This window comes from Akkermansia sp. GGCC_0220, from assembly GCF_017566105.1.
GTDB classification, from domain to species: Bacteria; Verrucomicrobiota; Verrucomicrobiia; order Verrucomicrobiales; family Akkermansiaceae; genus Akkermansia; species Akkermansia massiliensis.
In genome coordinates this window covers 34995-60362 of record NZ_JABFCI010000017.1, presented here as the reverse complement: position 1 = coordinate 60362, position 25368 = coordinate 34995, and the positions used below count along the sequence as shown (strand labels likewise).

22 protein-coding genes are annotated in these 25368 nt (G+C 58.3%); 11 read left to right on the top strand and 11 right to left on the bottom strand.

The window, feature by feature from the left end:
- Positions 1–102 precede the first annotated feature (102 nt).
- Complete coding sequence (locus tag HJW02_RS11305; RefSeq protein ID WP_102721986.1) at positions 103–831, top strand: TlyA family RNA methyltransferase; 729 nt, start codon at positions 103–105, stop codon at positions 829–831.
- A 119-nt stretch (positions 832–950) separates the two neighbouring features.
- On the opposite strand, the gene HJW02_RS11300 is transcribed toward HJW02_RS11305, so the two are convergent.
- The 3 genes from HJW02_RS11300 to nagB form a co-directional block, all read right to left on the bottom strand.
- Entirely contained in the window at positions 951–1679 is a 729-nt protein-coding gene (locus HJW02_RS11300) for a nitroreductase family protein (protein WP_102722087.1), read from the bottom strand.
- 18 nt (positions 1680–1697) lie between these two features.
- A complete protein-coding gene (locus tag HJW02_RS11295) occupies positions 1698–2390 on the bottom strand; it encodes a type 1 glutamine amidotransferase domain-containing protein (RefSeq protein ID WP_102721985.1) in 693 nt (230 codons plus the stop codon).
- Between the two features lie 603 nt (positions 2391–2993).
- Positions 2994–3737: a glucosamine-6-phosphate deaminase gene (nagB, locus tag HJW02_RS11290; RefSeq protein WP_022397114.1), complete on the bottom strand. Its 744-nt coding sequence runs from the start codon at positions 3735–3737 to the stop codon at positions 2994–2996.
- Positions 3738–4417: 680 nt separating this feature from the next.
- Here nagB and HJW02_RS11285 point away from each other — a divergent pair.
- Complete coding sequence (locus tag HJW02_RS11285; RefSeq protein ID WP_102721982.1) at positions 4418–5602, top strand: class I SAM-dependent rRNA methyltransferase; 1185 nt, start codon at positions 4418–4420, stop codon at positions 5600–5602.
- A 320-nt stretch (positions 5603–5922) separates the two neighbouring features.
- Positions 5923–6204 carry a KH domain-containing protein gene (locus HJW02_RS11280; RefSeq protein ID WP_102711411.1) on the top strand — a complete coding sequence of 94 codons (282 nt, stop codon included), beginning with the start codon at positions 5923–5925 and terminating at the stop codon, positions 6202–6204.
- Positions 6205–6217: 13 nt separating this feature from the next.
- On the opposite strand, the gene HJW02_RS11275 is transcribed toward HJW02_RS11280, so the two are convergent.
- Positions 6218–8686, bottom strand: a complete 2469-nt coding sequence (locus tag HJW02_RS11275; RefSeq protein WP_102721981.1) for a hypothetical protein — start codon at positions 8684–8686, stop codon at positions 6218–6220.
- 188 nt (positions 8687–8874) lie between these two features.
- On the opposite strand from HJW02_RS11275, the gene HJW02_RS11270 reads away from it, so the two are divergent.
- The 3 genes from HJW02_RS11270 to HJW02_RS11260 are packed head-to-tail and all read left to right on the top strand — an operon-like array spanning position 8875 to position 10857.
- A complete protein-coding gene (locus HJW02_RS11270; RefSeq protein WP_146019643.1) occupies positions 8875–9213 on the top strand; it encodes a hypothetical protein in 339 nt (112 codons plus the stop codon).
- On the top strand, positions 9162–9926 hold the full coding sequence (locus tag HJW02_RS11265) for a hypothetical protein (RefSeq protein WP_102721980.1): 765 nt from the start codon (positions 9162–9164) through the stop codon (positions 9924–9926). Before HJW02_RS11270 ends, HJW02_RS11265 begins: the two co-directional genes overlap by 52 nt.
- A complete protein-coding gene (locus tag HJW02_RS11260) occupies positions 9916–10857 on the top strand; it encodes a hypothetical protein (protein WP_146019642.1) in 942 nt (313 codons plus the stop codon). The genes HJW02_RS11265 and HJW02_RS11260 overlap by 11 nt, the downstream gene beginning before the upstream one ends.
- 120 nt (positions 10858–10977) lie before the next feature.
- Here the strand turns inward: HJW02_RS11260 and HJW02_RS11255 are convergent, their stop codons facing one another.
- Together HJW02_RS11255 and HJW02_RS11250 are read right to left on the bottom strand one after the other, a co-directional pair.
- Positions 10978–12288: a class I SAM-dependent rRNA methyltransferase gene (locus HJW02_RS11255; RefSeq protein WP_022397119.1), complete on the bottom strand. Its 1311-nt coding sequence runs from the start codon at positions 12286–12288 to the stop codon at positions 10978–10980.
- Positions 12285–13190, bottom strand: a complete 906-nt coding sequence (locus HJW02_RS11250; RefSeq protein WP_180975150.1) for a sugar nucleotide-binding protein — start codon at positions 13188–13190, stop codon at positions 12285–12287. Before HJW02_RS11250 ends, HJW02_RS11255 begins: the two co-directional genes overlap by 4 nt.
- Before the next feature lie 90 nt (positions 13191–13280).
- Here HJW02_RS11250 and HJW02_RS11245 point away from each other — a divergent pair, with 90 nt between their 5' ends.
- Positions 13281–14231 (top strand): enolase C-terminal domain-like protein, encoded by a 951-nt coding sequence (locus HJW02_RS11245; RefSeq protein WP_022397121.1) that lies wholly within the window; start codon positions 13281–13283, stop codon positions 14229–14231.
- 105 nt (positions 14232–14336) lie between these two features.
- Here HJW02_RS11245 and HJW02_RS11240 read toward each other — a convergent pair whose 3' ends face one another.
- Both HJW02_RS11240 and HJW02_RS11235 read right to left on the bottom strand, forming a co-directional pair.
- Entirely contained in the window at positions 14337–16514 is a 2178-nt protein-coding gene (locus HJW02_RS11240; RefSeq protein WP_102721976.1) for a family 20 glycosylhydrolase, read from the bottom strand.
- Positions 16515–16624: 110 nt separating this feature from the next.
- Complete coding sequence (locus tag HJW02_RS11235) at positions 16625–17071, bottom strand: hypothetical protein (protein ID WP_102721975.1); 447 nt, start codon at positions 17069–17071, stop codon at positions 16625–16627.
- A gap of 180 nt (positions 17072–17251) precedes the next feature.
- Here HJW02_RS11235 and HJW02_RS11230 point away from each other — a divergent pair, with 180 nt between their 5' ends.
- Complete coding sequence (locus tag HJW02_RS11230) at positions 17252–18637, top strand: MATE family efflux transporter (protein ID WP_022397124.1); 1386 nt, start codon at positions 17252–17254, stop codon at positions 18635–18637.
- A gap of 395 nt (positions 18638–19032) precedes the next feature.
- Entirely contained in the window at positions 19033–20523 is a 1491-nt protein-coding gene (locus HJW02_RS11225) for an alpha-amylase (RefSeq protein ID WP_208050642.1), read from the top strand.
- 89 nt (positions 20524–20612) lie between these two features.
- Here the strand turns inward: HJW02_RS11225 and HJW02_RS11220 are convergent, their stop codons facing one another.
- Positions 20613–21062, bottom strand: coding sequence for a YhcH/YjgK/YiaL family protein (locus HJW02_RS11220; RefSeq protein WP_022397126.1), 450 nt, complete (start codon positions 21060–21062; stop codon positions 20613–20615).
- An 891-nt stretch (positions 21063–21953) separates the two neighbouring features.
- On the opposite strand from HJW02_RS11220, the gene HJW02_RS11215 reads away from it, so the two are divergent.
- Together HJW02_RS11215 and HJW02_RS11210 are read left to right on the top strand one after the other, a co-directional pair.
- Entirely contained in the window at positions 21954–22661 is a 708-nt protein-coding gene (locus HJW02_RS11215) for a PEP-CTERM sorting domain-containing protein (protein WP_022397128.1), read from the top strand.
- A gap of 282 nt (positions 22662–22943) precedes the next feature.
- Positions 22944–23429, top strand: a complete 486-nt coding sequence (locus HJW02_RS11210; protein WP_022397129.1) for a MerR family transcriptional regulator — start codon at positions 22944–22946, stop codon at positions 23427–23429.
- A gap of 156 nt (positions 23430–23585) precedes the next feature.
- Here HJW02_RS11210 and HJW02_RS11205 read toward each other — a convergent pair whose 3' ends face one another.
- Together HJW02_RS11205 and HJW02_RS11200 are read right to left on the bottom strand one after the other, a co-directional pair.
- Positions 23586–24563 (bottom strand): carboxymuconolactone decarboxylase family protein, encoded by a 978-nt coding sequence (locus HJW02_RS11205; RefSeq protein WP_022397130.1) that lies wholly within the window; start codon positions 24561–24563, stop codon positions 23586–23588.
- Positions 24564–24640: 77 nt separating this feature from the next.
- A complete protein-coding gene (locus HJW02_RS11200; RefSeq protein WP_240454324.1) occupies positions 24641–25219 on the bottom strand; it encodes a flavodoxin in 579 nt (192 codons plus the stop codon).
- Positions 25220–25368: the final 149 nt, after the last annotated feature.

Genomic DNA, 25368 nt, shown 5'->3' with positions numbered 1-25368 from the left:
CCATGCCGCCTTTTTGCCCCCAAATGCCTTTCTTCGCGCGGTTTTTCTTGATTCCCCATGCAGTTTCATGAAATACCTGCGTACGCACCTTCCTTCCGAATCATGAGCAAGCAACGACTCGACGTCCTTCTGGTTTCCCGCAATCTCGTAGAATCCCGGGAACTGGCCCAGAGGCTTATCATTGCCGGAGAGGTGAGCGTGGGTGGCCACCCTTCCACCAAACCGGGCCTCAAGGTCAGTGAAGACGCGGAAATAGCCATCCGGAACCGCCCCCGCTACGTCAGCCGCGGCGGCCTGAAAATGGAGGGAGCCCTGAACGCCTTCCCCGTCTCCGCGGAAGGCAAGGTCTGCCTGGACATCGGCGCGTCCACCGGAGGCTTTACGGACTGCCTGCTCCAGCACGGCGCCGTCAAAGTGCACGCGATCGACGTCGGCACCAACCAGCTCGTCTGGAAACTGCGGCAGGATCCCCGCGTCGTCGTGAAGGAGAAATTCAACGCCCGCTACATGACTCCGGAAGACATCGGGGAACAGGTGGACCTGATCGTCTCCGACGTCTCTTTCATTTCTCTGAAAAAAATCCTGCCCGCGGCCTTCCCCCTGCTTAAGGACGGAGGGGACGCCCTGGTGCTCATCAAACCCCAGTTTGAACTCCAGCCGGAAGACATCGGCCCCGGCGGCATCGTCCGGGACCCGGTCCTGCACCAGCGGGCGGTGGACTCCATACGCGCCTTCGTCACGGAAGAACTAAACCGCTCCTGGATGGGCTGCGAGCCCTCCCCCATCACCGGAACCGACGGGAACCATGAATTCCTGGCGTGGCTCAAGTAGCCGGAACCCTTTTCCTGTGAGGCATGACGCGCCCCAGGAACGCAGCGCAGACAGTCCTCCCCTGCTCCCCGCTGACGCCGCACGCTGCCGGCGGAGCGGAACTTTCCTTCCCCGGCGAGTCAGAGCCTATGGTACACGTCATCGAACGGGACTCTGTACCGCTCGCCCCATATACCTTTCTCTCCGTCCCGTATGCCGCAGGGGACTACCATATTGATCCCGGCGCCATGAGGCAATTTCAGCAGTTTTTTCATCCGCTTGCTGTCAAATCCCTCCAGCGGGCAGGTATCGTATCCTTCAGCGGCCATGGCAATCATGAACGTCTGGGCGGCGAGGGCGCAGGATTTGTTGACCGTGACGCGCATATCGCACTCCGAGACTTCGCGCATCATGGGGCGGAAAAGGCCGATGCCCCTGGCCAGCAAAGCCCGGAAAGCCCCCAAAATACCGCAGCAGCGCGCATAGAGGAACGGCATCAGCTTTCCATAGTATAATTCCCGGTCCCTGATGCGTTTGGCCTGGCGTTCCTCCGGGCTGTTCCGCCGGATGTTTCCACGCTCGAATTCGAGGACGAATTGCGCCCGCTGCCGGTACAGGTCCTGCCGCGTCACGAAAACGACTATTTCCGAAGCCGTGGCGGCAGCCGGCTGGCCTAGGCAGGCCCCGGCAACGCGGGCTATCAATTCAGGCCGGGTGATTTGGAAGAATTCCCACAACTGCATGTTGGAACTGCTGGGAGCCAGGGAGGCCAATTCCAGGCAGTGTTTCACCTTTTCAGGGTCCAGCGGTTTATTTTTATCAAATACCCGCACGGCCCGGCGGTAATTCAAGGCTTCTTCCAAATTCATGCCATTCACCGCCAACTGCTATTGATTAAACCGTCCCATGACCGTTTCAGCCATCTTTTCCGAACTGAACGGGTCCTGGCCCGTGATCAGATTTCCGTCGGCCACTACTTCCGGCATCATCGGAATCAATGACTTCTTGTAATCCGCCCGCCGTTCCTTCAGCGCGGATTCCAGATCGAAAGGCACCTCCTTTTTCTTTCCGGCCAGACCTTCCTCAAACCAGCTGAATCCCGTGACCTTCTTATCTTTTACCAGATATTGTCCGTCCGAGAGCTTCACGTTTAACAATCCGCATACGCCATGGCAAATAGCACCAACTATTTTATTATTTTCATAGTGGTTTTTGATGAGTTCCTGCAGAACGGCGTTATCCGTAAAATCGAACATCGCGCCGTGGCCTCCGGCCAAGTAAATGCAGTCGAACATCTCACCGGAAACTTCATCCAGGCTTTTCGTGTGCCGCAGCACATCCCGGAATTCCGAATCGTCCCAGCAGCTTTTGGACAGTTTGTCCATGTACATCGTTTTCAGACTCATGGGATCGACGGGGGTGTCGCCTCCCTTCGGACTTGCGATGACGATGTCATATCCCCGCTTTTTCGCGCTGTCGTAAATGTGGGTGAGCTCGCTGAGCCACAATCCCGTTTCCTGTTTTCCGTCGGGAAACATCCCGGTTCCGGTTACGACCATCAGTATCTTCATTTGTTTCATATTTCTGTTTTTCCTGTTCTATCTATAAAAACCGGCCATCATCTGTAATTCCTGAATGAAATATTAATTACACACTGCCGGATATATTTATTTTTCATCTATTGGCACCTTCAACCATGCACGGAAAATGAAACTCTTGTCAATGCGCCACTCCATCCTAATAAAAAGGTGCAGCCGGTTAAACGGCCAATCCGCCATCCCCCTTTTAAAGGAAATCCCTGACAGGAACTCCGGGTTTGCCTCCAGGCTCCGGAACCGCATCCGGAAACAGGAAAACACGTCCCACACAGCATTAAAACTCATTCATTTTTAATAAACAACAAAAATATCACTCCCATTTCATCCCACCGGACCAGCCATGGTAGGGAAAAACGGACCTTCTTTATTACCTGCCGGCCTGCGTCCACCGGAGCAGCCACGGCTGTTCCACACTCCCCTCAATGACACAAAATCTTCCTTCACGGGACCAACGGTCCGGACATACGGAGCTCCCTCCACGCCATCCCCGCTGGAAAAAGAAGATTCCGCCTTCCTTCATTCCATCAAAAACGCCGCCTTTCCACGGAACCGGGAAAAGCGGCGTGTTCGTTGTTGAACGGATAATTAAAGCTGGGAAGCGGCGCCCTTGTCCAGAAGGAACTTGGCGTTCGGGTGCTTCTGCAGGTAGGAGGCGGCCACGTCCACCGTCACAGGCCCCTGAACGGCCTTCTTCACGATGGAAGCCTTCTTTTCGCCCCAGGCCATCAGAGCCACTTCCCGGGCGCCCATGATGGTGGCCACGCCCATGGTGATGGCGGTGGTGGGAACGTTTTCAATGCCGCCGAAAGCGGGGGCGGCGTCGGAACGGGTCAGTTCGTCCAGATGCACCTGGCGGGTGATGGTGGTATCGTCGGAGCCGGGTTCGTTGAAGCCGATGTGGCCGGTGCGGCCAATGCCGAGAATCTGGAGGTCGATGCCGCCGCAGTCCTTGATTTTCTGTTCGTAGGCGGCGCAGTGGGCGGCAATCTCGTCACCCTTCACCGTGCCGGAGGGCAGGTTGATGTTCTCCGGCTTCATGTCGATGTGGTTGAAGAGATTGGTGTGCATGAAGTACCAGTAGGATTCCGGATGGTCGTGGTCCAGGCCGCTGTATTCGTCCAGATTGAAGGAGATGACGTTGGCAAAGGAAAGGCCTTCTTCCTTGTGCAGGCGGACCAGCTCCGCATAAAAGGGCAGCGGAGTGGCGCCCGTGGCGAGGCCAAGAACCACGTTCCTGCCTTCGGCGGCGCGCGTGCGGATCAGTTCCGCAACTTCTCCTGCCAAAGCCTTGGCAGCATCCTGGGGAGTTTCAAAAGTTTCTACTTTCATAACGCGCCACATTTTACTTCGTTTCCGGGCATTTTCAACCGAAATAGTCCCGGAATGATGCGCATTGGTTCACTTGTGCGGAAAATTCCAGGGAACGGAAGCCTTCACCCTTCCCGCTGCGGAAAATGACCGCAGGCTTCTGCCACAGCCGGATGGATATTCGGCTGAAAGACGCGCCCTTTAATCAGAAAAGGCCATTTTTAATATTACTTCGCTACCATCCAGTTCCCCTTCAGTTGCCGCAAAGGTTTGCGGCGCTCCTGACTGCCAAGGAAGGAAAACCCGGTTTGTTTTGATTTACGAGGGCCGGGAGGCCCTTGTTCCCGGGGCGCGGACATCAAGAGAGACAGCGGAGGTTCACGGCTTAAATGGAAAACGGCCAACTGGAAGCGTAGGGTTGAGCCGTTCATCTTTCACATTCATCCGTTCCGCGCGTTGCATGCTTCGCTTTCCGTCCAGCCACCAGGCGGGTTCTCCCGGCCTTCCCTCCCGAACCATCATCCGGAGCATGGCAGGGAGCTTATTTCTTACTTCCCACAAGGGCATAAACAGCACGGGAAGAGAAAAAAGCTTTTCTCCTTTAACAGACATCCCCTTCCCTCCGGCAGCCGCGGCCCTTGCGCCACCCCTCCGCATTACCCTTGAACTTTCCACCCTGATCATGTATTGCCTTTCCTGACATGGCAGGTTTGATTATTTCTCCAAGAGCACGCATTTTTCAGGGGCACGACTGGGTTTACGGCACGGAAGTGCGCAAGGTCTTCGGCAATCCCCAGCCGGGGGACGTCGTGGCGCTGAAGGATTTCAAGGACCGCTTCCTGGGATCCGCCATGTTCAACCCCCATTCCCAGATCGTCGCCAGGCGTTTTTCCCGCCGCAAGCAGGAACTGGACGGGGACTTTTTTTCCAGGCGCATCAGCCAGGCGGTGGAACTGCGCCGCCAGTGGCTGCCGGAGGAAACGCTCACGCGCCTCGTCTGGAGCGAGTCTGACGGCCTCCCCGGCCTGATCGTGGACCGTTACGCGGATTACCTGGTCGTCCAGACGCTGACCATCGCCATGGAGCACCGCCTCCCCATTATCCTGAACGTTCTGGAAGACCTGCTTTCCCCCAGGGGAATCATCGTCAGGAACGATTCCCCCATGCTGGCGGCGGAGGGCATTGAGCCTTCCGTCCGGGTGGCGCGCGGGCAGGAGCCGGAACCCTTCGCCGCACGCAGCGGGAACGTGCAATTCATGATTGACCTCCAGACGGGGCAGAAAACAGGGCTGTACCTGGACCAGCTGGACAATTACGCCGCCGTGGCCCGTTTTGCCCGCGGACGCCGCGTGCTGGACTGCTTCTGCAACCAGGGCGGCTTTGCGCTGGCCTGCGCCCTTGCCGGAGCCGCGGAGGTAACGGCCGTGGACGTATCCCAGGACGCCATGGACGCCGTGGCGCGCAACGCCCGGCTGAACGGGGTTTCCGTACAGTGCGTTACGGACAACGCGTTCGACTTCCTGAAAAAGGAGGCGGCCCTCGTCCGGGACGGAGGGGAGCACAAGTGGGACCTGATCATTCTGGACCCGCCCTCCTTCACCAGAAACAAGAAGTCCGTGCATGACGCCATGCGCGGGTATAAGGAAATCCACCTCCGCGCCATGAAGCTTCTGGCCCCGGGAGGCATTCTTTCCACCTTCTGCTGTTCCCACCACGCCGGGGCGGACCTGTTCCGGGAAAGCGTTCTCGACGCCGCCATCGATGCGCCCGCCACCCTGCGCCTGATACAGCAACACGGCCAAAGACCGGATCATCCAATTTTACTGAACATTCCGGAAACGGAATACCTTAAGGGCTTCACTTATGAACTGCTTCCCGGCAGATGATTTTGTTATTATAACAATATCCTTCTTTCCGGCCTGATATTGTAAAGAATACGATGTTGTTTTTCCTGAATAAAAACAATCGTTTCAATGAAAAAATACTTGCTTATCCCTTTTTCCTGTCCTATATTGCGTTTCGAGCAGGTGAGCGCTCGTTAAAAAAGCTCTCTGGATCTTAACGGATCCAGTTTCATAGGGTAGTTGGGGCGCCCCGGTCGTTTTACGACCGGGGCGACTTTCTTTTTCAGGGAATGTCTGGAATTGCATCTTTTCAATCAGGCGGTTTTATAGTAGGGTAATGGAAATAACCCACATTTCCCTTCATGCATCCTGCCGTAGAACAAATCCGCCAGTACCTGCAATTGATCGCCCTGCAATTCGTGCAACATCCGGAACAGGCGGAATTGCGCGTTGCGGAATCCCCGCAGGGAGACGCCGTCCGCTTCCGCCTGATTCTGGAAAAGACGGACGTGGCCCGCATCATCGGCCGCAACGGAATGACGGCCTCCGCCATCCGCTCCCTGGCGAAGGCGGCCGGGGAAAAGCACGGCCTCAAGGTCATCGTGCACATGCTTTCCCATGAGGAGGCGGCTGAACAGCCGTAAGCGCTCCCGCGCCCTATAATTCCACATCCAGCACCAGGGCCAGCAGATTGAACTGGTCCGGCGTCTCCACACGGAGGGCGAAGCAGGACTGTTCATCCATGCCGTAGTTGTGGATCATCCGCACGTAGCCGGAATAAGGCTCCGCCACGCCGTACCTGCCGGGCTGGAAATCCCTCCACGCATCCGGATGGCCTGTTCCGTAACGGAATTTCAGGGTGCTTTCATGAAGGAGCGCCCGCGCGCCAAGCTGCTTTTTAAACCTGCCCAGCGTCTCAAGCGTCTCCAGGGGCATCGTCCTCACCTCCGCCGGAGCGGCCAGCCCTACGGTCACGGTTTCTCCGTCCAGCCTGCCGGGACAGGCGGCATTCCCCTCCCCATCCACGCTGATGGGCAGGCAGGCTCCCTCCCCGTCCAGCAGGAGGGCGCCGCACCCCGCCAGATGGCCCAGGCCGGCCATCTTCTCTCCCTGCACCACGGCCTCCGTGCAGGCATCCAGGCAGACGTTGCCGTCCGCCAGGCGTTCCACCGTGATGCAGGCCCGCTTCCCTTCCCCGCGCGCCACGGCAAACCACACCTCTTCATCCGGCGTGCCATGGGAGCCGCGCAGGGACGCCACGGACAGGATGCGTCCATGCTCCAGGCGGTGGGCGTGCCACGCCGCCACGTTCTGCTCCCTGTTCAGCGTCATGCACACGGCGCTGCCGTCCCCCAGCACGCACCAGACGTGGAACGCCGTGCTCCTCTGCACCGTCCAGTCCACAATCCCCGCCGCCAGCAGGTGGTCGGACAGCAGGCTGACGTCCCGCGTCTGGTAGCCGTCCGCCTCCAGGGAATAGAACAATTCACGGACCTTCATCCCTCCCTGCTGCACGAACAGAAGGCTGTTTTCCACCGTCAGGGCGTCCAGAGAGGCGGACCCCACCCCGGAATGGCGCTCAAACCCGGCATTGGACGCATTCAGCCCTTCCGAGTTGGAGGCGGACAAGCGCCACTCTCCCTCGCTGGTGCCGATCATCAGCCCCCGGAGGGAGGCAATCCAGGAGATGCGGTTCTGCTGGGAGGCCGCCATCGTCAGAATCATGGGAGAATCCGACGGAATGCCGGGAGTGAACGCGGAAAAATCATCCACCCTGCTGGCCCACAGCGTCTGCGGCTGCCCCGGCGTACCCCCGAACCACAGCCGCCCCTGGTGGAACTCCACCGTGCACGGATAGCCGTTCCGGACGCCGAACGCGCCGAATGACCAGTCATTGGTCTCGCAGTCGCCCAGCACGTAATAGGACAGGTGAAGGGCGTTCGCGAGGTAGGCGCTGCGGGGGGAAACATATTCCTCCACTACCATTTCATGGTTGAAGGAGCCGGCGGCGGCCCGGAACACGGGCGTTCCCGTGGAAACGCCGTTCCTGTACGCCATCAGGCGGATTTTATAGTAGGACATTTCCTCTTCATTGCCGCTCAGGGTGAAGTTGTTCCGGAACCCGTCCCGCTGCTGGAAGCTCTTCACGGAATGCCACACCAGCTCCGGCTGGTTGGGAAGGTAGTTGGAGCCGTCCGGATACCCCCGGCAGATTTCCCACTCCGCATCCCAGGTGCCCGTCGTTTCCAGCGTCCACGCGCCGCTGACATGGACGCGGGCGCTGGCATCGGAACCTTTTTCAAAAAAGGCCGTGTACCGCTCCGGGCGGTTCACTCCGGGCTGGTAGTCGTTTTTCCGGCTGAAATCACGGATGCAGGTATAGGCCTGCCGCCAGCCGTCTTCCCGGTCCATGGAAAAAGTCTCCCCCTTGTAGAGGTCCCGGTCCAGGTTCGTCAGATGGTAAAAGGGCATCTGCGTTCCCTCCACGACAGCCTCTCCGTACTTCCTGGTGACGCGCAGGAATTCCCTTCCCTCCATTTCCGGCGTGAACACATCCTCGTCCGCCGTGGCCAGCAGCCTGTTGGCGCTGCCGTCCCGCACCATGCGGCATTCCAGCCTCACGGCATTGAACAGGGAGCTTTCATAGGGCATGCCGGAAAACTCCAGCGCCTCCAGCCTCCAGTCATCGTCCGCATGGCGGGCCAGCGTCATGGGCGGCGTGGACGGCTCCACGCAGTAAATCACATCATTCAGCTGCTGCATCCGGAGGTTCCCCACCTGCTCGTCCGTCTTCCACGGGGTAGGCGTTTCCAGCACGCCGCCCTCCGCATCCGGCAGGGGCGCGCCGTCCTTGAAATACCGGATGTAGCCGCGCCCCACTTCCAGCATGAACTGCACGCCCGTGGAGTACTTGAAGGAAACCAGCCTCACGGCCCCCTCCGTACACCCAGCGCGGACGACCAGGCGCGTTCCCGGCCTGCGCCGGAGTCCGCCGAAGGGACTGACCAGGAAATTCCTCAGCCGGGACGCGCCGCGGGACACAGGGTCCAGGTCGGCGCGCCCGGCCAGCCACGGGGTCAGTTCCCCGGCGGTGAAACTGAGCCGCTGTAATACTTGTTTTGCCATATTCCTCCCCACCAAAGCAGGGAGGAGGAAAAGCCGTCAACACGCCTGAAAGGTGATGTGAAGAATCGCCTCTTCCGGCGCCTGCCTGTTTCAATCTCCTTTGCGCACCATATACGGAACAGACTAACCATTTATTGGTATAAAATTTTCATAACCCTATATTTCAAAAACCCATATTGACGGATAATATGTTTTTATATAAAATTCAATTATTCTTTTATAAAATGCCGCTAACTCCCCCTTCATTTCTTTCCCGTTTGTCGATCCTCATTCTGATGATTCTATTCAGTTCCGTTTTTCTGTGGGCTGATGAAGAAGAGGAAGACACTCTGGAAGAAACGGAAGAAGAAGCCACCGGCCCCCTGCAAATTAAACAGCACTTTGTTCTGCAGATTATTACATCAAAGGCGGAACAGGAGATAAGGAAGAGGATCGGAAAAGGAAAAACATCGGGATCGGTGAAAAAATCACTTTCTTGCTTGTCGGCAAACCGAAAGGCGCCATCAAAGAACTTAAATGGGATATAGAAGGGAATGGGTTCAAGCAAGTTAATACCGAACAACTCCAGGGGGAATTAAAAATTGCCCTGACTGCGAAGGATGACCTGGAGAAGGACGCGACCGCAAAAATCAAAGCAGAAACAAGTGAAGGTCAAAAAGCTGAAATTACTATCAATATCAGAATCCCTAAAAAGTTAAAGAAAGAAAAATTTGAGGGTATAATAGACATGGGAGACGGAAACCCCATATCTACTGATATGTTTCAATTCTCCAAAGGGGAACATGGCCTTTTAGGCTTTATTCAATTAACGCTTTCTCCTACTAACGTCAGTTTCAAAAAGATCAAAATCATTGAACGGGATGGGGGCCTCATGTGGGAAGGGAAAAATTCCAAGCCTCCAAAAACTAAACCAGAACTGGCGAATGAACATAAAACTTGTAATCTTGCCGGTTCCGTTGGAAACAAAAATCATTTTTATGACATGGTAGGCGATAATCGTCTTATCGAAGAAATTATAGGAACAATTAAGAATTCGAAATATAATCCTCAAAAATTTTGGCTTGTATGCAAATTATATGTACATAGAGGACATGGAGGAGAGGGAAGCGAAGCAGAAGATACCATTCTGTTGAGCACAACTAATCAAAAATATCATATAGAAGCCATTGATGAATCTACGACAAATACGATTGTCGAAAAATTCAATATTAAATTTGAAAGAAACAGCAATGATGGCTAAAACCTTGATGAAAATACTGCCACGCTTATTCCTTTGTTTTGTCTTGCCAATAATCGGCTGGAATTCCGCCTTGGCTGCTCCTGAGTTGGAAAGCCCGGACTGCATTGAGCAGTACAAACACCCCTCTCCCGGTATCGGAGAACTTGCCGCCATGCTGAAAGACAAACGGTTCAAATCCTTTTACAAGAAGATGGAACAAGATGCCCTCACTTTTAAACTGACAACGCAGGATAACATCCATGCTGAGTTAAAGGAAAAAGTCTGGCATTGCTACCTCGCCGCCCTGGCCCCCATTTTTACCTTTAAGACCTACCGGGAAACGGAACCGGATGTCGATATGGACGATGCGGAGGACCTGAACCGTAAATCCATGGTATGCGGCCATCTGGAAAAATATATAACCCTGGTCCGAAATTCCGGGAAAATGAAACCACCCCTGAAAAAAACGGTCATTCGGAAACTTCTGCTTCCCTATTACGCCCGTATTCTGAAACAGTTTAAAAATGCCGGAGAGAAGAATCCCTACAGGATTGCAGCCTATAAAGATCTTAAAGATATGCCTGCCCAAACAGAGGAAAGCCGGAAACGCTCTGAAGAACAGGTGAGAAAACTCAAGCAACTCAGCATGAGAGAGCTTAAGATTCTTATCAATGATGTAGCATGGGGAGAGTCTTTCATTGAAGCAAGAAACGTCATGGTGGAAGACGAAGTCAAGCATCTGGAAAAAGTGTTCATGGAATTGCTCGTCTCCGAATTTCCCGGTCAATATTCCAAGGTAGAAGAATTCCTGCTTCAATCCGGATACACCAGGGAAGACATTCCCAACCTGATTGACCGCACCGTTGGCCGTGAACCTGAAACCGACTTTCTCTATCAGGGCAGGCACCGGGTTGAACATGACCGGCTTCTTAAAAAGAAGGGAAAGAAATAAAAACACCTGTTCCCCTTTGAAGAATAACCTTTCAAAAGCACCTGCCATAAAAACGGCAGGTGCTTTTTCAAGTCATTACTTTCGTAAAGAGCGGGGAAACATTGAATATCCAGTCCTTCCCTACAGGGCAATGGCCCAGAGCACCTTCAGGTAGCGGCCTTCCGGGTATGTGCTCAGGAAGGGGTGGTCCCAGCCGGGGCCGGTCATCGCCATGATCTGGAGCTTGCGCCCCTGCCGCTGGGCGGCCTTGATGACGGTGTGCTCAAACTCCGCAGGGGAAAGCAGGCCGGAACAGGAACAGGTGACGAACAGGCCGCCGGGCCGCACGCACTGCAAGCCCAGCATGTTGAGGTCATGGTACTTCTTGATGCCTTCCTCATACCCCTCCCTGCCGATGATGAATTTGGGCGGGTCCAGCAGCACGGCGTCAAACAGCCGCCCATTGCGCACCATCTGGCGCGCGTAGACAAAGGCGTCCGCATGCACGAAGTCGATGCGCTGCTGGTTGATATTGCCGTTCCTCTTCGCCATGGCGATGGCCTTTTCATCCAGGTCCACGCCCGTGACTTCCGCCGCTCCTCCCAGCATTTTGGCGGCAATGGAAAAGCCGCCGCTGTAGCAGCACAGGTCCAGCACCGCGGCCCCCTTCACCAGGGAGGCGAATTTAAGGCGGTTGTCCCGCTGGTCACAGAAGAAGCCCGTCTTGTGCCCCTGGGCGAAGTCCACTTCATAAGTGATGCCATTCTCCACAATTTTCACCAGCCGGACCGGAGCGGGGGATTCCGGAGCGTCCTCCGCGCGGATGCCCTCCATGCGGGCAATGCCCTCATCCACCTGCACCACATGGCGCTTTGTGCCGCACAGGCGGTGGAGCAGGGGCAGCCAGCGGTCCAGCCTCTGCCAGACGGCCAGCGTGCTCACCTCCAGGCTCAGCACGTCCGCGTAACGGTCCACCACCAGGCCGCCCAGGCCGTCGGAGTCACCGTGCAGCACGCGGTAAGCGTTGGTGGTTTCATCCAGGCACAGAATCTCCCGGCGCAGCTTCACGGCGCGTTCCAGGGCGGCGTCCAGGTCCCGCTCGGTAAAGGCGTCCTTCCCGTGGTACACCACGCGCAGGGGCGTGCGGCTGGCCTCGTTCCAGAAGCCCGCGCCGAACAGTTCCCCGTTCTTGTCATAGACGTGCACCAGGCTTCCCGGGGCTATTTCCCCGCTCACGGAGCCGAGCATGCGGGGGAAAACGGCGGGATTGTACGTGAAGTATTTCAGCTCCACCCACGGCGTGAGCCATTGTTCACTGCCCTCCGGGGACTTGTTGACAAAAAGGTTCTTTTTGGGAGCCGTGCGCGGGCGCCCCGGCTGGGAGCGGCGGTCCCGGTAGGCGGGCCTGGGGCGGGAATCGCTAGAATCACGGGAATTGCGGAAATCGTTCATGAAATGCGGGAGAGGAAGGTTGAATCTGAGGCATAGCGGGCCACGGCCAGGTCGATGGCCTCTTCATACGTCCTCACGGGCCGCTTCATCAGGGAAGCGAGCCGTTCGCAGGACATGGCGGTATGCCGGGGCCGAGCATCCCTGAAACCGGCCTGTTCGTCGAGCTTTTGTTCCGCCACGGGCGGCAAAGAAGGCAGCAGCCCGTGCTTCACGGCGCATTTCAGAGCGGTCACGGCATAACCGTGCCAGGAGACGGGTTCCCCGGACTGGCACAGGTGCAGCACGCCGGACGCGTCGCTTTCATAGGCCAGGAAACGGAGCCACCCGCACAAATCCTCCACCCACGCGGGCATGGACCATTTGTCCGCCACGGCGGAGAGGGGTTCTCCGTTCAGCGCCTTCCGCAGCACCATCTCCGGGAAGGAGGGCCGTTCCGGATTGCCGAACACCCAGGAAACGCGGGCAACCAGCGCCTCCGGCATTTCCTCCCGCACGCGGAGTTCCGCCTCCAGCTTGGATTCTCCGTACACGTTCACGGGGCGGCACTTGTCCGACTCCGTTTTCAGGCCGGCCCTCCTGCCGTCCAGCACGTAGTCCGTGCTCAGGTGGATGAAGCGCATGCCCTCCAGGCGGCAGATGCGAGCCATCATCTCCGGGGCCATGGCGTTCACGCGGTGCGCCGTCTCCGGATCATCCAGGCAGGCCTCCAGGCCGCTCACGGCGGCGCAGTTCACCACGTGGGTGGCGCCGGAGGAAAGCAGCACGTTTTTCAGGGCTTTTAAATCCTTTAAATCACAGGCGTCCCGTCCGCATCCCACCACTTCCATGCCTTCCTCTTCCAGATGCGCCGCCAGGCGGCTCCCCACACGGCCGCCCGCTCCGAACACCAATGTTCTGTACATGACACGGAGCTTAGCCATTCCCCCTCCAAAATCCAATGAAAACCTTTTTTCATCGTGACAAAAGATTGAAAGGCTGTTTGAATTAAAGTTGTGTTTTACCATGAATATTCTTTAACGGCCTGCGGTCCGCTGAACGCCAGAGCCGCGGAAGTATGCAGGAAAGGAGCCCTCATTAAAACGGATGAAGGCGGGTACGGCTGCATCCAGCCGTGGCCGGAGCTGGGGGACGCCACGTTGCAGGAGGAACTGGACGCGCTCAGGAAGGGAAGCCCGCTGCCGCTGGGCATCCGCGCCTTGGAATGCGCCCGGACGGACGGGGAGGCGCGCGCGAAGGGCGCCAGCCTGTTTGACGGCCTGCACATTCCGGCCAGCCACGCCACGCTGCCCTCCTGCGTCAGCCCCGCCACCATCCGCATCATGGAATCCAAGGGGTTCAAGGCCGGAAAAATCAAGGCCAGCCCCAACCTGGCCGCCGCCCTGGAACGGCTGACCATGCTCGCCTCCATGGTCCCCGCCTGGCGCTGGCGGCTGGACTTCAACGGCTGCCTGAATGAAAACGACGCCCTGAAATTCTGGAAATCCCTGCCCCACCACCTGAAAACCCGGATAGACTTCATTGAAGACCCGTGCCCCTTCTCCGTCCAGAGCTGGGAACGGCTGGTGGACGCCGGCATGCCGCTGGCCCTGGACATGGGCTCGGACTCGGAGCACCAGCCGGCCATCTCCTCGGATCTGCCCATCATCCGCATTGTCAAGCCCGCGCGGGAAGCCACGCCGGAGTATCTTTACGAGCCCCCCGTGTTCACCACCGTCATGGACCATCCCGTGGGGCAGCTCTGGGCCGTTTACCAGGCGGCGGACTACTACCGCAACGCCCTGCCCACGGAAATTCCCCTCTGCGGCCTCTGCACGCACCTCCTGTTTGAGCCGGACCCCTTCCTTGACCAGATGGGCGGCATGAACCCGCAGGTGGCCGTTCCCGCCGGAACGGGCCTGGGCTTTGACGGGATGCTGGAAGCCCTGCCCTGGAAAAAACTCTGACAGGACGCCGCGCTCTCCCGGAACCCCGCGCGGGCACAAAGAAGGCATGAAGCGGAACGCGCTTCATGCCTTCGTCATTTGCCCGGGAACAACCGGAAAAGCCCTTTACTTCGGTTCCGCGGCGAACTTGAGGCCGGGATACTCCTTCACGTTGCAGCCGGGCGTCTTGGGGTTCACCTGCACCGGAACGAACGTGAACATCCACCGGCGCGCGGAATTGTTGCTGGGGCTCTTCACCAGCACGCGGTTCCAGCCCTTCTTCAGGGGAACCATGGAAGGCTCCCGGAAATGGTAGTTCTCATCCACCAGCACGCCGCCGTTGCGCGGCTTCTTCCATTGCGGGGGGGCAATCTCCTGCCCGTTCACGAAGAACCTGGGATTCGCGTGGAACCACTTGCCGGGGACGCTCGCCGGGCCGTTGCGCCAGTCGGACGTAGCCCAGGTATGGCCGCTGATCCAGAAGGGCACCGTCTGCGCCTTCGGGGAATAAATCCAGGTCTGCGCGTAATAGGTGTGGTTCTTGTGGGGATAGGCCCCCATCTTCGCTCCGTTGAACAGCGTCGGGAAATCGCAGTAATGCTTGAAGATGATGGTGGCTCCGGTGTAGGCGTCCTTGGACCACTCGTAGGTAACGCCGTCAATCTCGTAGGAATCCTTCATCTTCCCGGTCTTGTTGTCCGCCTCCGGGGCGAACTCCGTTTCCGTCTTCCCTCCGTTGGGAATGGGGCCCAGCAGCTTCCACGGAATATTGGCCTGCCGCACGTAATTGAACTCCTTGTTCACGAAGAAGCGGTCCCGGATGGCGAGCACGCGGTTTTCATACTCCGCAAATCCTTTCAGCAGCGGGTCCCCCTGCACGGGCAGGTTGGAGAAATACTTCATGTACTCGTCCTGGTTGGGGTCTCCCTGCACCTTTTCATGGGGATTGTTCCACAAGGGCTCGGAAACGAACGCCATCCCTGCGTAAACGGGCGTCTGGAGAACCTGGTTGCGCGGGTCCGTAATTTCCAGGTCCGGGAAGGAGCACAGCATCATGCCCAGGCCGTCCGCATTCTGGAACGGGCAGGCCCGGCGGAAGTACATGGTCATGGCCGTTTCAAACGGATCGAGGTGGTTCAGGTAGGTCTCCAGGGAATCCACGTACTTGGACCCGTTGACAGGCCACGCGCCGCGGTTCTGGCGGCCGGACCACAATTGCAGGATGGAGCCGTTATAGCCCTTAGGCGTCAGGCCGGGGTGCCACCTCATGGGCGTGCGGCCGCAGGACTCCACCGCATTGATGTATTCCTTCAGAATGTCATTGTTCACCTGCTCGTCCTTGCCGTGGGCCTCGTCCGTGCCGATGTGGATGATGGGCATCTTCTCCTTGGGAACCAGGGCGCACATCTCCTTGATCAGGGCCACCAGGGCCTTCGTGGCCTTTTCATCGCTCATCTTCACGTTGAGCGCCTTCCGGAACGCCTGGCTGTGCCCCGGCATGTCCATCTCCGGAATCAGCAGGATGTTGCGCAGGCGGCAGTACTCCACGAGCTGCTTGAACTCCTTCTGCGTATAGAATTTGCCCGGCATGCGGGTGAAATTCTTGGGATCATTCAGTTCCGGATAAATCTTGGACTCCAGCCGCCAGCCGGGATGCTCCGTGAAATGGAAGTGGTACACGTTCAGCTTAAGCTGCGCCATGGAATCCAGCTCCTGCGCGATCAGGGGGAGCGGCATGTAATTGCGGCCCACGTCGTTCATGAACCCGCGGATTTCAAAATCCGGCCAGTCCACGATGTCGCAGGCGGCGATGGTCGTCGTCCCGCCGCGGCGCAGGAGAAGCTGCTCCAGCGTCTTCATGCCGTAATAAAACCCCCTGGTGTCCGCCGCCGTAATCAGCGCGCCGCCGGGAGTCACGCGGAGTGAATAGGCCTCCTCCTTCAGCTTGGGATTCTCCGTGCCGGCCTTCACCTCCCCCTTCACGAACTTGACGGCGAACGCCCCGTCCGGAGCCACCTTCACCCGGTGGTCCGCCAGGAAGGACTTCAATTCGGAAACGATGAACTTCATCTGTTCCGGATAGGAAGTCCTGGACGGAGACGGGGCCAGGATGCGAACGGACTGCACGGGAATGGCCTTGCCTTCCCAGCGGAGCTGCTGGGGCTTGGGAACCAGGGGCGGCTGGTCCGCCGGGAACAGCCTGTAATTGGCTCCGTTCGCCGGGAAGGAGGGAGCCGTATCCTGCCCCCACGCCCCGGCGCACGCCATGCACATCCATGCAAACGATAATAAAAGGAACTTCATGCGGGTAATAATACGCCCGCAAAGGCCCCTGCCTGTCAAATCTATCGTGCTCCACAGCCCGGAAAACGGGCTCCCGGCAGCAGTTTTTGCAAAAAGACCAGAACCCGCGCCTACATGACGGAGGGAGGCTGGACGGCCTGCACGGCGGGGTGGTCTTCAATCTCCCCGGTGGTTCCGTTCACGGCCACGCCGCGGCGCACGGCGTAAAGCCCCGCTTCCTCCTCCTTCTTCCCGGCCACAAAGGCCCAGTAGTAACTGTTCCGGTCATGGTAGCAGGCCCACTCTCCGGCAATGCCGGGGCGCGCCTCCATCAGCAGGGAATAGGAATCCGCCGGGGAAACCTTGAAGCCCCTGGGCGTATCCAGCCCGGAGGAGGGAAAGGACCGGATGTCCCCCCTCCAGACCAGGTCCAGGGGGGAGGTGGACAGCAGGCCGTCCGCAAGATGGCTGCCCGCCAGCATCTGCCCGGTGCCGAGCATGGGCAGGCAGGAAGAGCATAGAAGGGCGCCTCCGCAGACGGCGGCAAGGCGCAGGAAAGGGCAAACGGAAAAAGTCATGGCGTGTTCCTGGAAAAAGGCGGAAAGGAATCAACCCCCAAAAGCTTCCCCAGTCAATCAAAAACAGGCCTTTCCGGCCGCTCCGGCGGAAAAATGCCCGCTCCCCGGACGGGTGGACAGCTTGACAACCCCTCCGCGCATTCCTATAGTTTGCCTCCCGTCTGAAAAGGAGGTCCGTCTATGGCAGCCCAGTCACGCAACATCGCAGAATTGGAAAACGCATCCGTATGGCGTCTGCTGGTCCAGTACTCCCTGCCCTCCATCGCCGGCATGGTGGTGTACTCCCTGTACAACATCATTGACAGCGTCTTCATCGGCCACGGCGTGGGCCCCCTGGCCCTGTCCGGCCTGGCCGTCACCTTCCCCATCATGAACCTGACCTTTGCGCTGGGCACGCTGGTGGGCATCGGCGGGGCGGCCATCAGCTCCATCCGTCTGGGCAAGAAGGACCAGGAGGGGACGGAGCGCACGCTGGGGAACGTCCTCATCATGAGCCTGATCGCCGCCGTGGTGCTGGTGGTTCCCACACTGCTCTTCCTGACGGAAATCCTGACCGCCTTCGGCGCCAGCGGGCAAACCCTCGCCTACGCGTACGACTTCATGCTCGTCACCCTGCTGGGGCTGCCCGTCACGTACGTCTTTTTCAACCTCAACCACGTGATGAGGGCCACCGGCTACCCGAAAAAGGCCATGGGCTCCACCCTGCTCTCCGTGGGGATCAACATCATCCTGGCTCCCATCTTCATCTTCTGGTTCAAATGGGGCATCACCGGGGCAGCCCTGGCCACCCTGCTGGCCCAGGTCACCGGCATGGCGCGCGTGCTGCTCCACTTCTCCGACGCGGCCAGCACGGTCCACTTCCGGCGCGGCATCTGGGAACTGCGGAAGGCCATCGTCACCGGCATCCTGTCCATCGGCATGGCTCCGTGCCTGGTGAACGTCTGCGGCAGCGCGGTCACCATCGCCATCAACAGGCAGCTTGCGGACCACGGGGGAGACCTGGCTATCGGCGCTTACGGCATCATCAACCGCATTCTCATCCTGTTCGCCATGCTCGTCATCGGCCTCACGCAGGGCATGCAGCCCATCATCGGCTACAACCACGGGGCCATGAAGCCGGGGCGCGTCCTGCTCACCCTCAAGTACGGCGTGCTGGCGGGCACTTCCTTCACCACGCTGGGCTTCCTGGCCTGCGTTTTCTTCCCCCGCGGCATTGCCGGGCTCTTCACGGATGACGCCGCGCTCATCAGCCTGGCGGCCAACGGCCTCACCATCTGCGTGCTGGCCTTCCCGCTCATCGGCAGCCAGATCATCATCGGCAACTTCTTCCAGGCCATCGGGAAGGCCCGTCTGGCCATCTTCCTTTCCCTGACGCGCCAGATGCTCTTCCTGCTGCCGTTCCTGCTGGTGCTGCCCAGGTTCTGGGGCCAGGACGGCGTCTGGGCCTCCCTCCCGCTGGCGGACGTGCTCTCCTTCATCGTCACCCTGCTCTTCATCCGGAGGTTCCTCAAATACTACCGGCTGAAAAACAGGCACTACCTGGACCACAGCACGGCCGAAGCGTGAAACCCTTCCAGGGAGCGCCGCAGGCCCCTGCGGCTTCGGAATGAACAGGCGGACAAAGGCCGCGCCCTCTCTTTCCACACTCGTTCGCTGACGCTCGTTTTTCCAGCAGCAACAAGGGCCAGTTTCACTCCTGACGGCTCGCGGGCAGGTTCAGTCCGGCCCTGGCGGAAAGCCCTCTTTTCCAGCTTTCCACACGTTCTCCCTGACATTTTGCGGGACATAACACCGGCAGTATGCCGAACGCGCCGCGCTTTAAGGACTCTATTTTGTTGACGGCTTCGTGTGAAATCATCATCCGGAGCCCCGCCCGGCAGACGCCAGGGAACCGTCTTCCCCATCAGCCGGCCTCCTGAAGGCGGAACAACCCGAACGACATTTACAAGGAATCTGACAAAATGAAAAACGGAATCATGATGCAATATTTTGAGTGGAACCTGCCCAACGACGGGCAGTTCTGGAACAAGCTGAAGGAAGACGCCACCCATCTGGAGGAAATAGGCGTTACAGCCGTCTGGATTCCGCCGGCCTACAAGGGCAAGGAACAGAACGACGTGGGCTACGGCACCTACGACCTGTTTGACCTGGGGGAATTCGACCAGAAGAACACGGTCCGCACCAAATACGGCACCAAGCAGGAACTCCAGGACGCCATCAAGGCCCTTCATGAACACCATGTGGGCGTCTACCTGGACGCCGTCATGAACCACAAGGCCGGAGCGGACTATACGGAAAAATTCATGGCCAAGGAAGTGGACCAGCAGAACCGGGACAAGGAAATCACGGACGCCTACGAAATCGAAGGCTGGACCGGCTTCAACTTCCCCGGCCGCGGAGACAAGTACTCCGACTTCAAATGGCACTGGTACCACTTCACCGGCACGGACTACGACGCCGCTACGGAAAAAACTTCCATCTTCAAGATCATGGGGGACGGGAAAAGCTGGAGCGAAGGCGTGGATGAAGAAAACGGCAACTATGACTACCTCATGTTCGCCAACCTGGACTTCGACCACCCGGAAGTGGTGAAAGAAATGGAAAAATGGGGCGTATGGGTATCCCGGGAACTGGACCTGGACGGCATGAGGCTGGACGCCATCAAGCACATCAATGACGAGTTCATCAAGAAATTCCTGGCCGCCGTCCGCAAGGACAGGGGAGAGGATTTCTACGCCGTGGGCGAATACTGGAAGCAGGACCTGGACTCCCTGAACGAATACCTCAAGGAGGAACGCTACAAGGTGGACCTGTTTGACGTGCCCCTGCACTACAACATGTACCAGGCTTCCAAGCAGGGCCGTGATTACGACCTTTCCAAGATTCTGGACGGCACCCTGGTCCAGAACCACCCCACGCTGGCCGTCACCTTTGTGGACAACCATGACTCCCAGTGGGGCAGCTCCCTGGAATCAGCCGTGGAAGACTGGTTCAAGCCCTCCGCCTATGCGCTCATCCTGCTCATGAAGGAAGGCTATCCCTGCATCTTCTACGGGGACTACTACGGAGTAAGCGGCAACCCGCCCATGCACCGCGGCATCATCGACAACCTGCTGGAAATCCGTAAAAACCATGCCTTCGGGGAGCAGAACTACTACTTTGACCACCCGAACACCATCGGCTTCACCCGCGTGGGGGATGACGACCACCCGCATTCCGGCGTGGCCGTGCTCATCTCCAACGGGGAGGACGGAGACAAGGTGATGAACTTGGGCAAGCAGCACGCCGGGGAAACCTGGAAGGAAGCCACCGGAAACGTGGAGGAAACCGTCGCCATTGACGAGGAAGGCAACGGCCAGTTCCTCGTCCACGGCGGCAACGTGGCCGTCTGGATTCCGGAAAATGCTCCGCAGGACCCCAAGCAGGACGCGAGGGTGGAAGACGAGGAATAAATTGAATGATTGCCCCGCCGGCAGGCAAGCCGGAGCGGGCGTGGAGGAACGGCCTGTTCCGGCGCCGGACCATCTTTCCGGAAGGCGGGTCAGGCCGTTCTGACTTTAATCACCAGTTTACGGAGAGCCCCTTCCCCGATGCAGCCGGCATGGGCGTCCTCCGGGAAAAAGACGGCGAACTGCCCCGGCTTCACGGTAAAAGAGGTGTCCGGCGCATCGTCGTAATGCTGCGCGTCCTTTTCCATGTTGAACGGTTCGGAAGGCTTTTCCAGGGCAGAGCGGTCCTTCCACGCAAACCCTTCCTCCCGTGAAAGGGGAACGTGGATGTCAATGAACCTGTCGTGCACTTCCATGCGGGCCTTCTCCGGCTTCTTCATCGCCGGCTCATTCACCATCACAATCAGGGCGTCTTCCTCCAGGACATGGGGGCCCGGTTCCAGGGAAGCCGGACCGGCCTCCCTGACAAAATCGAAAGCCCGCTGGAAAAGGGGATTCAAAGACTCGTAACGGGCGGAATCGGAAAGGGAGGCAATAATCATGGCGCAGGCTCCATCCCGGAGCGGTCTCATTGTAACGGGCCGGAAAAGCCCGTCAAACCCTTTGACCCTTTTCCATGGGAATTCCCGGACTTGCCGGGACACGGCGCACGCCGGCCCCCACTTCCCGCTCCGGACAATTCCTGACCGGGCCCCCGTCCGGCGGAAGGAAAGCCGTGAAACCGGAGTTTCAGGAAACGGACGGGGAGGCACTGGCTCCATCCGCCTCCCTTTATTGAGGTATTCCTCCCCCGCGGCTGCCAACTACAAGCATCACCAGCGCAGGAAAACACCTTCTTAACGTCTCCATAATATATTCTGTTTCAATTACCTAAAACATAGAGAAGACCATGCATCGGATTAACAATCCGGAGTCAAGCATGAACATCTGAAAGAAAAACGTTTTCGGGAAATTTCCCTTGTCCATACTCCGTAAATCGTCAGCTTCTGTTCCTGATGCAATAGATTTTCTCTTCGTTCCGCAACGAAGCAGGGAAGCCCGAACTTCCGGGAAAGACGCGTCTGGGAAAGGAAACAGCCATGAGATGAGGAGCAGGCTCCCGTCCTTTCCAGGCGAAAGGCAACCTGCAAAAGAAACGGTGGATTTGCACCTCCCGCGCCTGGGAACGGAAGGCTCCCGCCTTTCGTGGGTAAAAAATCTTTCCGCAGCGCAGCGGAGGTTCTCCTTCAATAGCCGCCATCCTGCTCCGGCGAGAGTATCCATTAGGGCCGGGAGTTCCCAATTCCCAGGCAGTATGCGGGCTTGGAAGAAAACGGGAAAGTGTTTGTTAACCATGCATTTGAGCTTTCCTTCGTTCCCGTTTGAAACGTCTCCGGAGCTCCGCGGATTGTTAATCCGGTAGTTTGCGAATAATTCAATCATTCCACACGAATATGAAGAAAGCATTATACCTCATCATCCACCTGGCCGTGGCCTCTCTGGCAGGCGTCGCTGCGGCGGCAACCGTCGAGCTGATGCCCGACATCGGCGCCATGACGGGCCAGGGCTACAACTCAGCGGGACGCCTTGCCGGGGACGGCATCACGGGAGACGACGTTAAAAACTGGCTCGGTTCCCGGGCTGACGGATGGTACACCACTACCGGCAACGGCGACATGCGCTGGGGGAACGCCACCTCCAACACGGAAGACCAGACCATCAACCTGCCCAGCATGCCCGGCACGGCGGGCGTCTGCTTCGGTCTGAAAATGACCATTGAAAACATTCAGGATTACTCCGGCCTGAGCTTCAGCATGAACCTCACCCCGTCCGGAACCACCGGAACGTACACGTATTCCGTCTGGTATGAAACCAGGGACGGGGAAATGGTGGAACTCTGCAAGGGAACGAGGAACAATGACGGCTCCCCCTGGAACGTTCACTATGACCTCACGGAAGACCAGTTGAGAGCCATGAAGGAAAACGGCAACGGCAAGGTCTATGCCGTGGTGGGAAGCTCCGGAGGCCGGGGAGGAGATAACGCCACCGTGGAAGACCTTTCCCTGGAAGGGACGCTGGCCGTCCCCGAACCGGCCGCGGCCTCCCTGGGCCTGCTGGGGCTTGCCGCCATGATGCTGCGCCGCCGCAGGGTACGCGCCTGAAATGTGCTTTCTTCCAATGAATCAAGGCTGTTCCTTCACCGGAACAGCCTTTTTCATGTTCCGGCGTCTTCTCCAGGAGCAACCATGGAGACGGCTTTCCGGCCTTTCCCCTTTTCCTTCATCCGGCAATTAGTCAGTCAGAAAACCCTTCCGTCCGCCGGAAGGCGGTCCCAGCCGTTTTCCCTGCCTTATGAACACGTTATTGCCCGCGAGGCAACGCAAAACGCTTGCCATCCCGCAACCGGTAGTATATTAGAGTAACTGTAAGCCATCAACTGCACAATGATCACACAAAAGACCCCATCCAGCTCCTACCGGCCTTCCTATGACCGCACTCCCAAATATACCGTGAAACAGGTTGCGGAAATGATGGAGATGTCCGCCTACACCATCCGCTACTATGAAAACGCCGGATTGATTCCGGACGTGGACCGCAGCGGAGGCAATGCCCGCATGTTTTCAGACTACACCCTGGGCTGGCTGCGCTTGGTTCACTGCCTCCGGATGACGGGCCTCCCGATTGAAGGCGTCAAGCACTACATCGACCTGTGCCAGGAAGGGGACACCACCATTCCGGAACGCGCCGAACTGATTTTCAAGCAGGAGAAAAGCCTCCGTGAACAGCTTCGCATCCTGAAAAAACAGATGGAAGTCTTGAAGTACAAGAAGAAATTCTACCAGGATCTTTTGAACAACCACAGGCCGGACAGCTGCAATCCGCTGAACCACGTCAGCGCCAGCGAACCGAACATCGCTCCGGAAGAATAAGCTTTCCCTTAAATCCGCAACAGGAGGCGTCCGGGAATTCCAGTGGAATTCCCGGACGCCCCGTTTTTTCCTTCATTTCCCGTCAGGGAGAAAAACCTTCCCGGCTTCCCCCCTCTCCGAAGGAAAAGGAGGAAACGCCGGAAAATCCCTGCGCTTTTATTTGCTTCCCGTCGCCTCCGCATACTCCGCATCGGTCACGGGGCCTCCCCACGCCGTCCTGTTGGAAGCCGCCCTGGGCGTGATGCCGAGGTGCACGAACTCACTGTCCGGCGCCGCGCCGTGCCAGTGCTCCGTATTGGCCGGGATTTCCACCACGGAACCGGGCGTCAGGCGCCGGGCGGCCTTGCCGCGCTCCTGGTAGTATCCCGTGCCTTCCGTGCAGAACAGCACCTGGCCCACGGAATGGCTGTGCCAGTTGTTCCGCGTGCCGGGGGCAAAGGTGACGTTATAGGCGGACATGTCGTAATCCCTGTTGTCCACCAGCATGGCTACCCAGGCTTTTCCGGTGAAATTGGCCGGAGCCGGCTCCCCTTTGGGGAAGGCGTCCTTCTTCCCGGCAGCGGCGGATACGGCCAGAATGGCCTCCACCTGCCCGTCAGTCAGGCCGTTGTGCTTCCCGATGCGGATGTGGGAGTTCAACTGGCTTTCCGTGCCCGTCATGGCGGCCAGGGCCGCGATGGTGGCGAGCTCCCGGGTCTTCCAGTCCATATTGTCGCGGCCGAAAATGTCCCCGAACAAATGCGCCTTCAGGAACTCGTCAATGGCCGGGGCGAACAGGAAAAGATCCCCCTTCACCGGAGCGCCGCAAAGCTTCGTCTGGTTGGCCGTGCCGAAGTCGATGCTCTTTCCGGCGGGCGGCGCTCCCGCCTCCGCTCCCACCGTATCATTGATGCCTCGCGAAGCGCGGTCCTTGGCCAGAACCATCAACTCATTGAGAGCGTTCAGGCTGCGTGGAAAACCGCAATAGGCATACATCTGGACCAGCACCTCCTTGAGCTCGTTCAGGGTCAGTCCGGCATCCAGCCCCGCCGTCAGGGCGTTCCGCAGGCCGGGCATGTCGCCCCTGGCCGTATGGGCGCTGATGGCGGCAATCTGTTGTTCTTTTGGCGACAAGGCGCTTGTATCGTTATTCATGGTTTGGGCTTCTGAAAGGTTCATCAAACAGGCAAGGGAAAAAGCCATTCCCGCAAGGGTTCGTTTCATAAGGAGCATTATTTGTTGATGGTGATCGTGTCATTGACCCACTTGACCAGCGCGGGCCTGGCCGTCCGGATCCCTTCCCCGGCAAAGGCTCCCCCCTTGAAAACGGTGGATTTAGGGCACAGCTTCCGCACCTCGTCCCCGCAGCGCGCCATGCCGCCGCCTCCGTGCGTCACAAACGGAATCACCGTCTTGCCGGAAAGGTCGTGGCTTGCCAGGAAAGAGGCGACCGGAGGCGCAATCGTGCTCCACCAGTTGGGACTGCCGATGAAAATCACGTCGTACTTGCCCATGTCCTCCACCCTGGCGGCCAGCTCCGGCCTGACGCCTTCCTGAATCTCCTTTTTGGCCTGTACCGTACATTCCCGGTACCCGGACGGGTAAGGCTTGACCGGCTTGATTTCAAACAGGGTTCCGCCCGTCGCCTTCTGAATCTGCGCGGCGGCGTACTTCGTATTGCCGCCCCATGAATAGTAGGCGACGAGCACCTTGGCAGGTTCCACGGAAACCTTGGGCTGTTCCTGTCCCGAGCATCCGGCCCCCGTCATCAGGGCGGCCGCCAGCGTGCATATCATTGATATTGTTTTCATGAATTTAATGTCTGGGTTGGAAGGCCGCGCAGAAAACAGCCCGGGAAGAAAAACGGCTTCATCCGGCAGTCTCCGTGCACGACCCTTGTTCCTTCTTCCTGTCTAAACGTTAGAGCAGCTATAAGTCAACATGTTTTCCCTCATCTGTT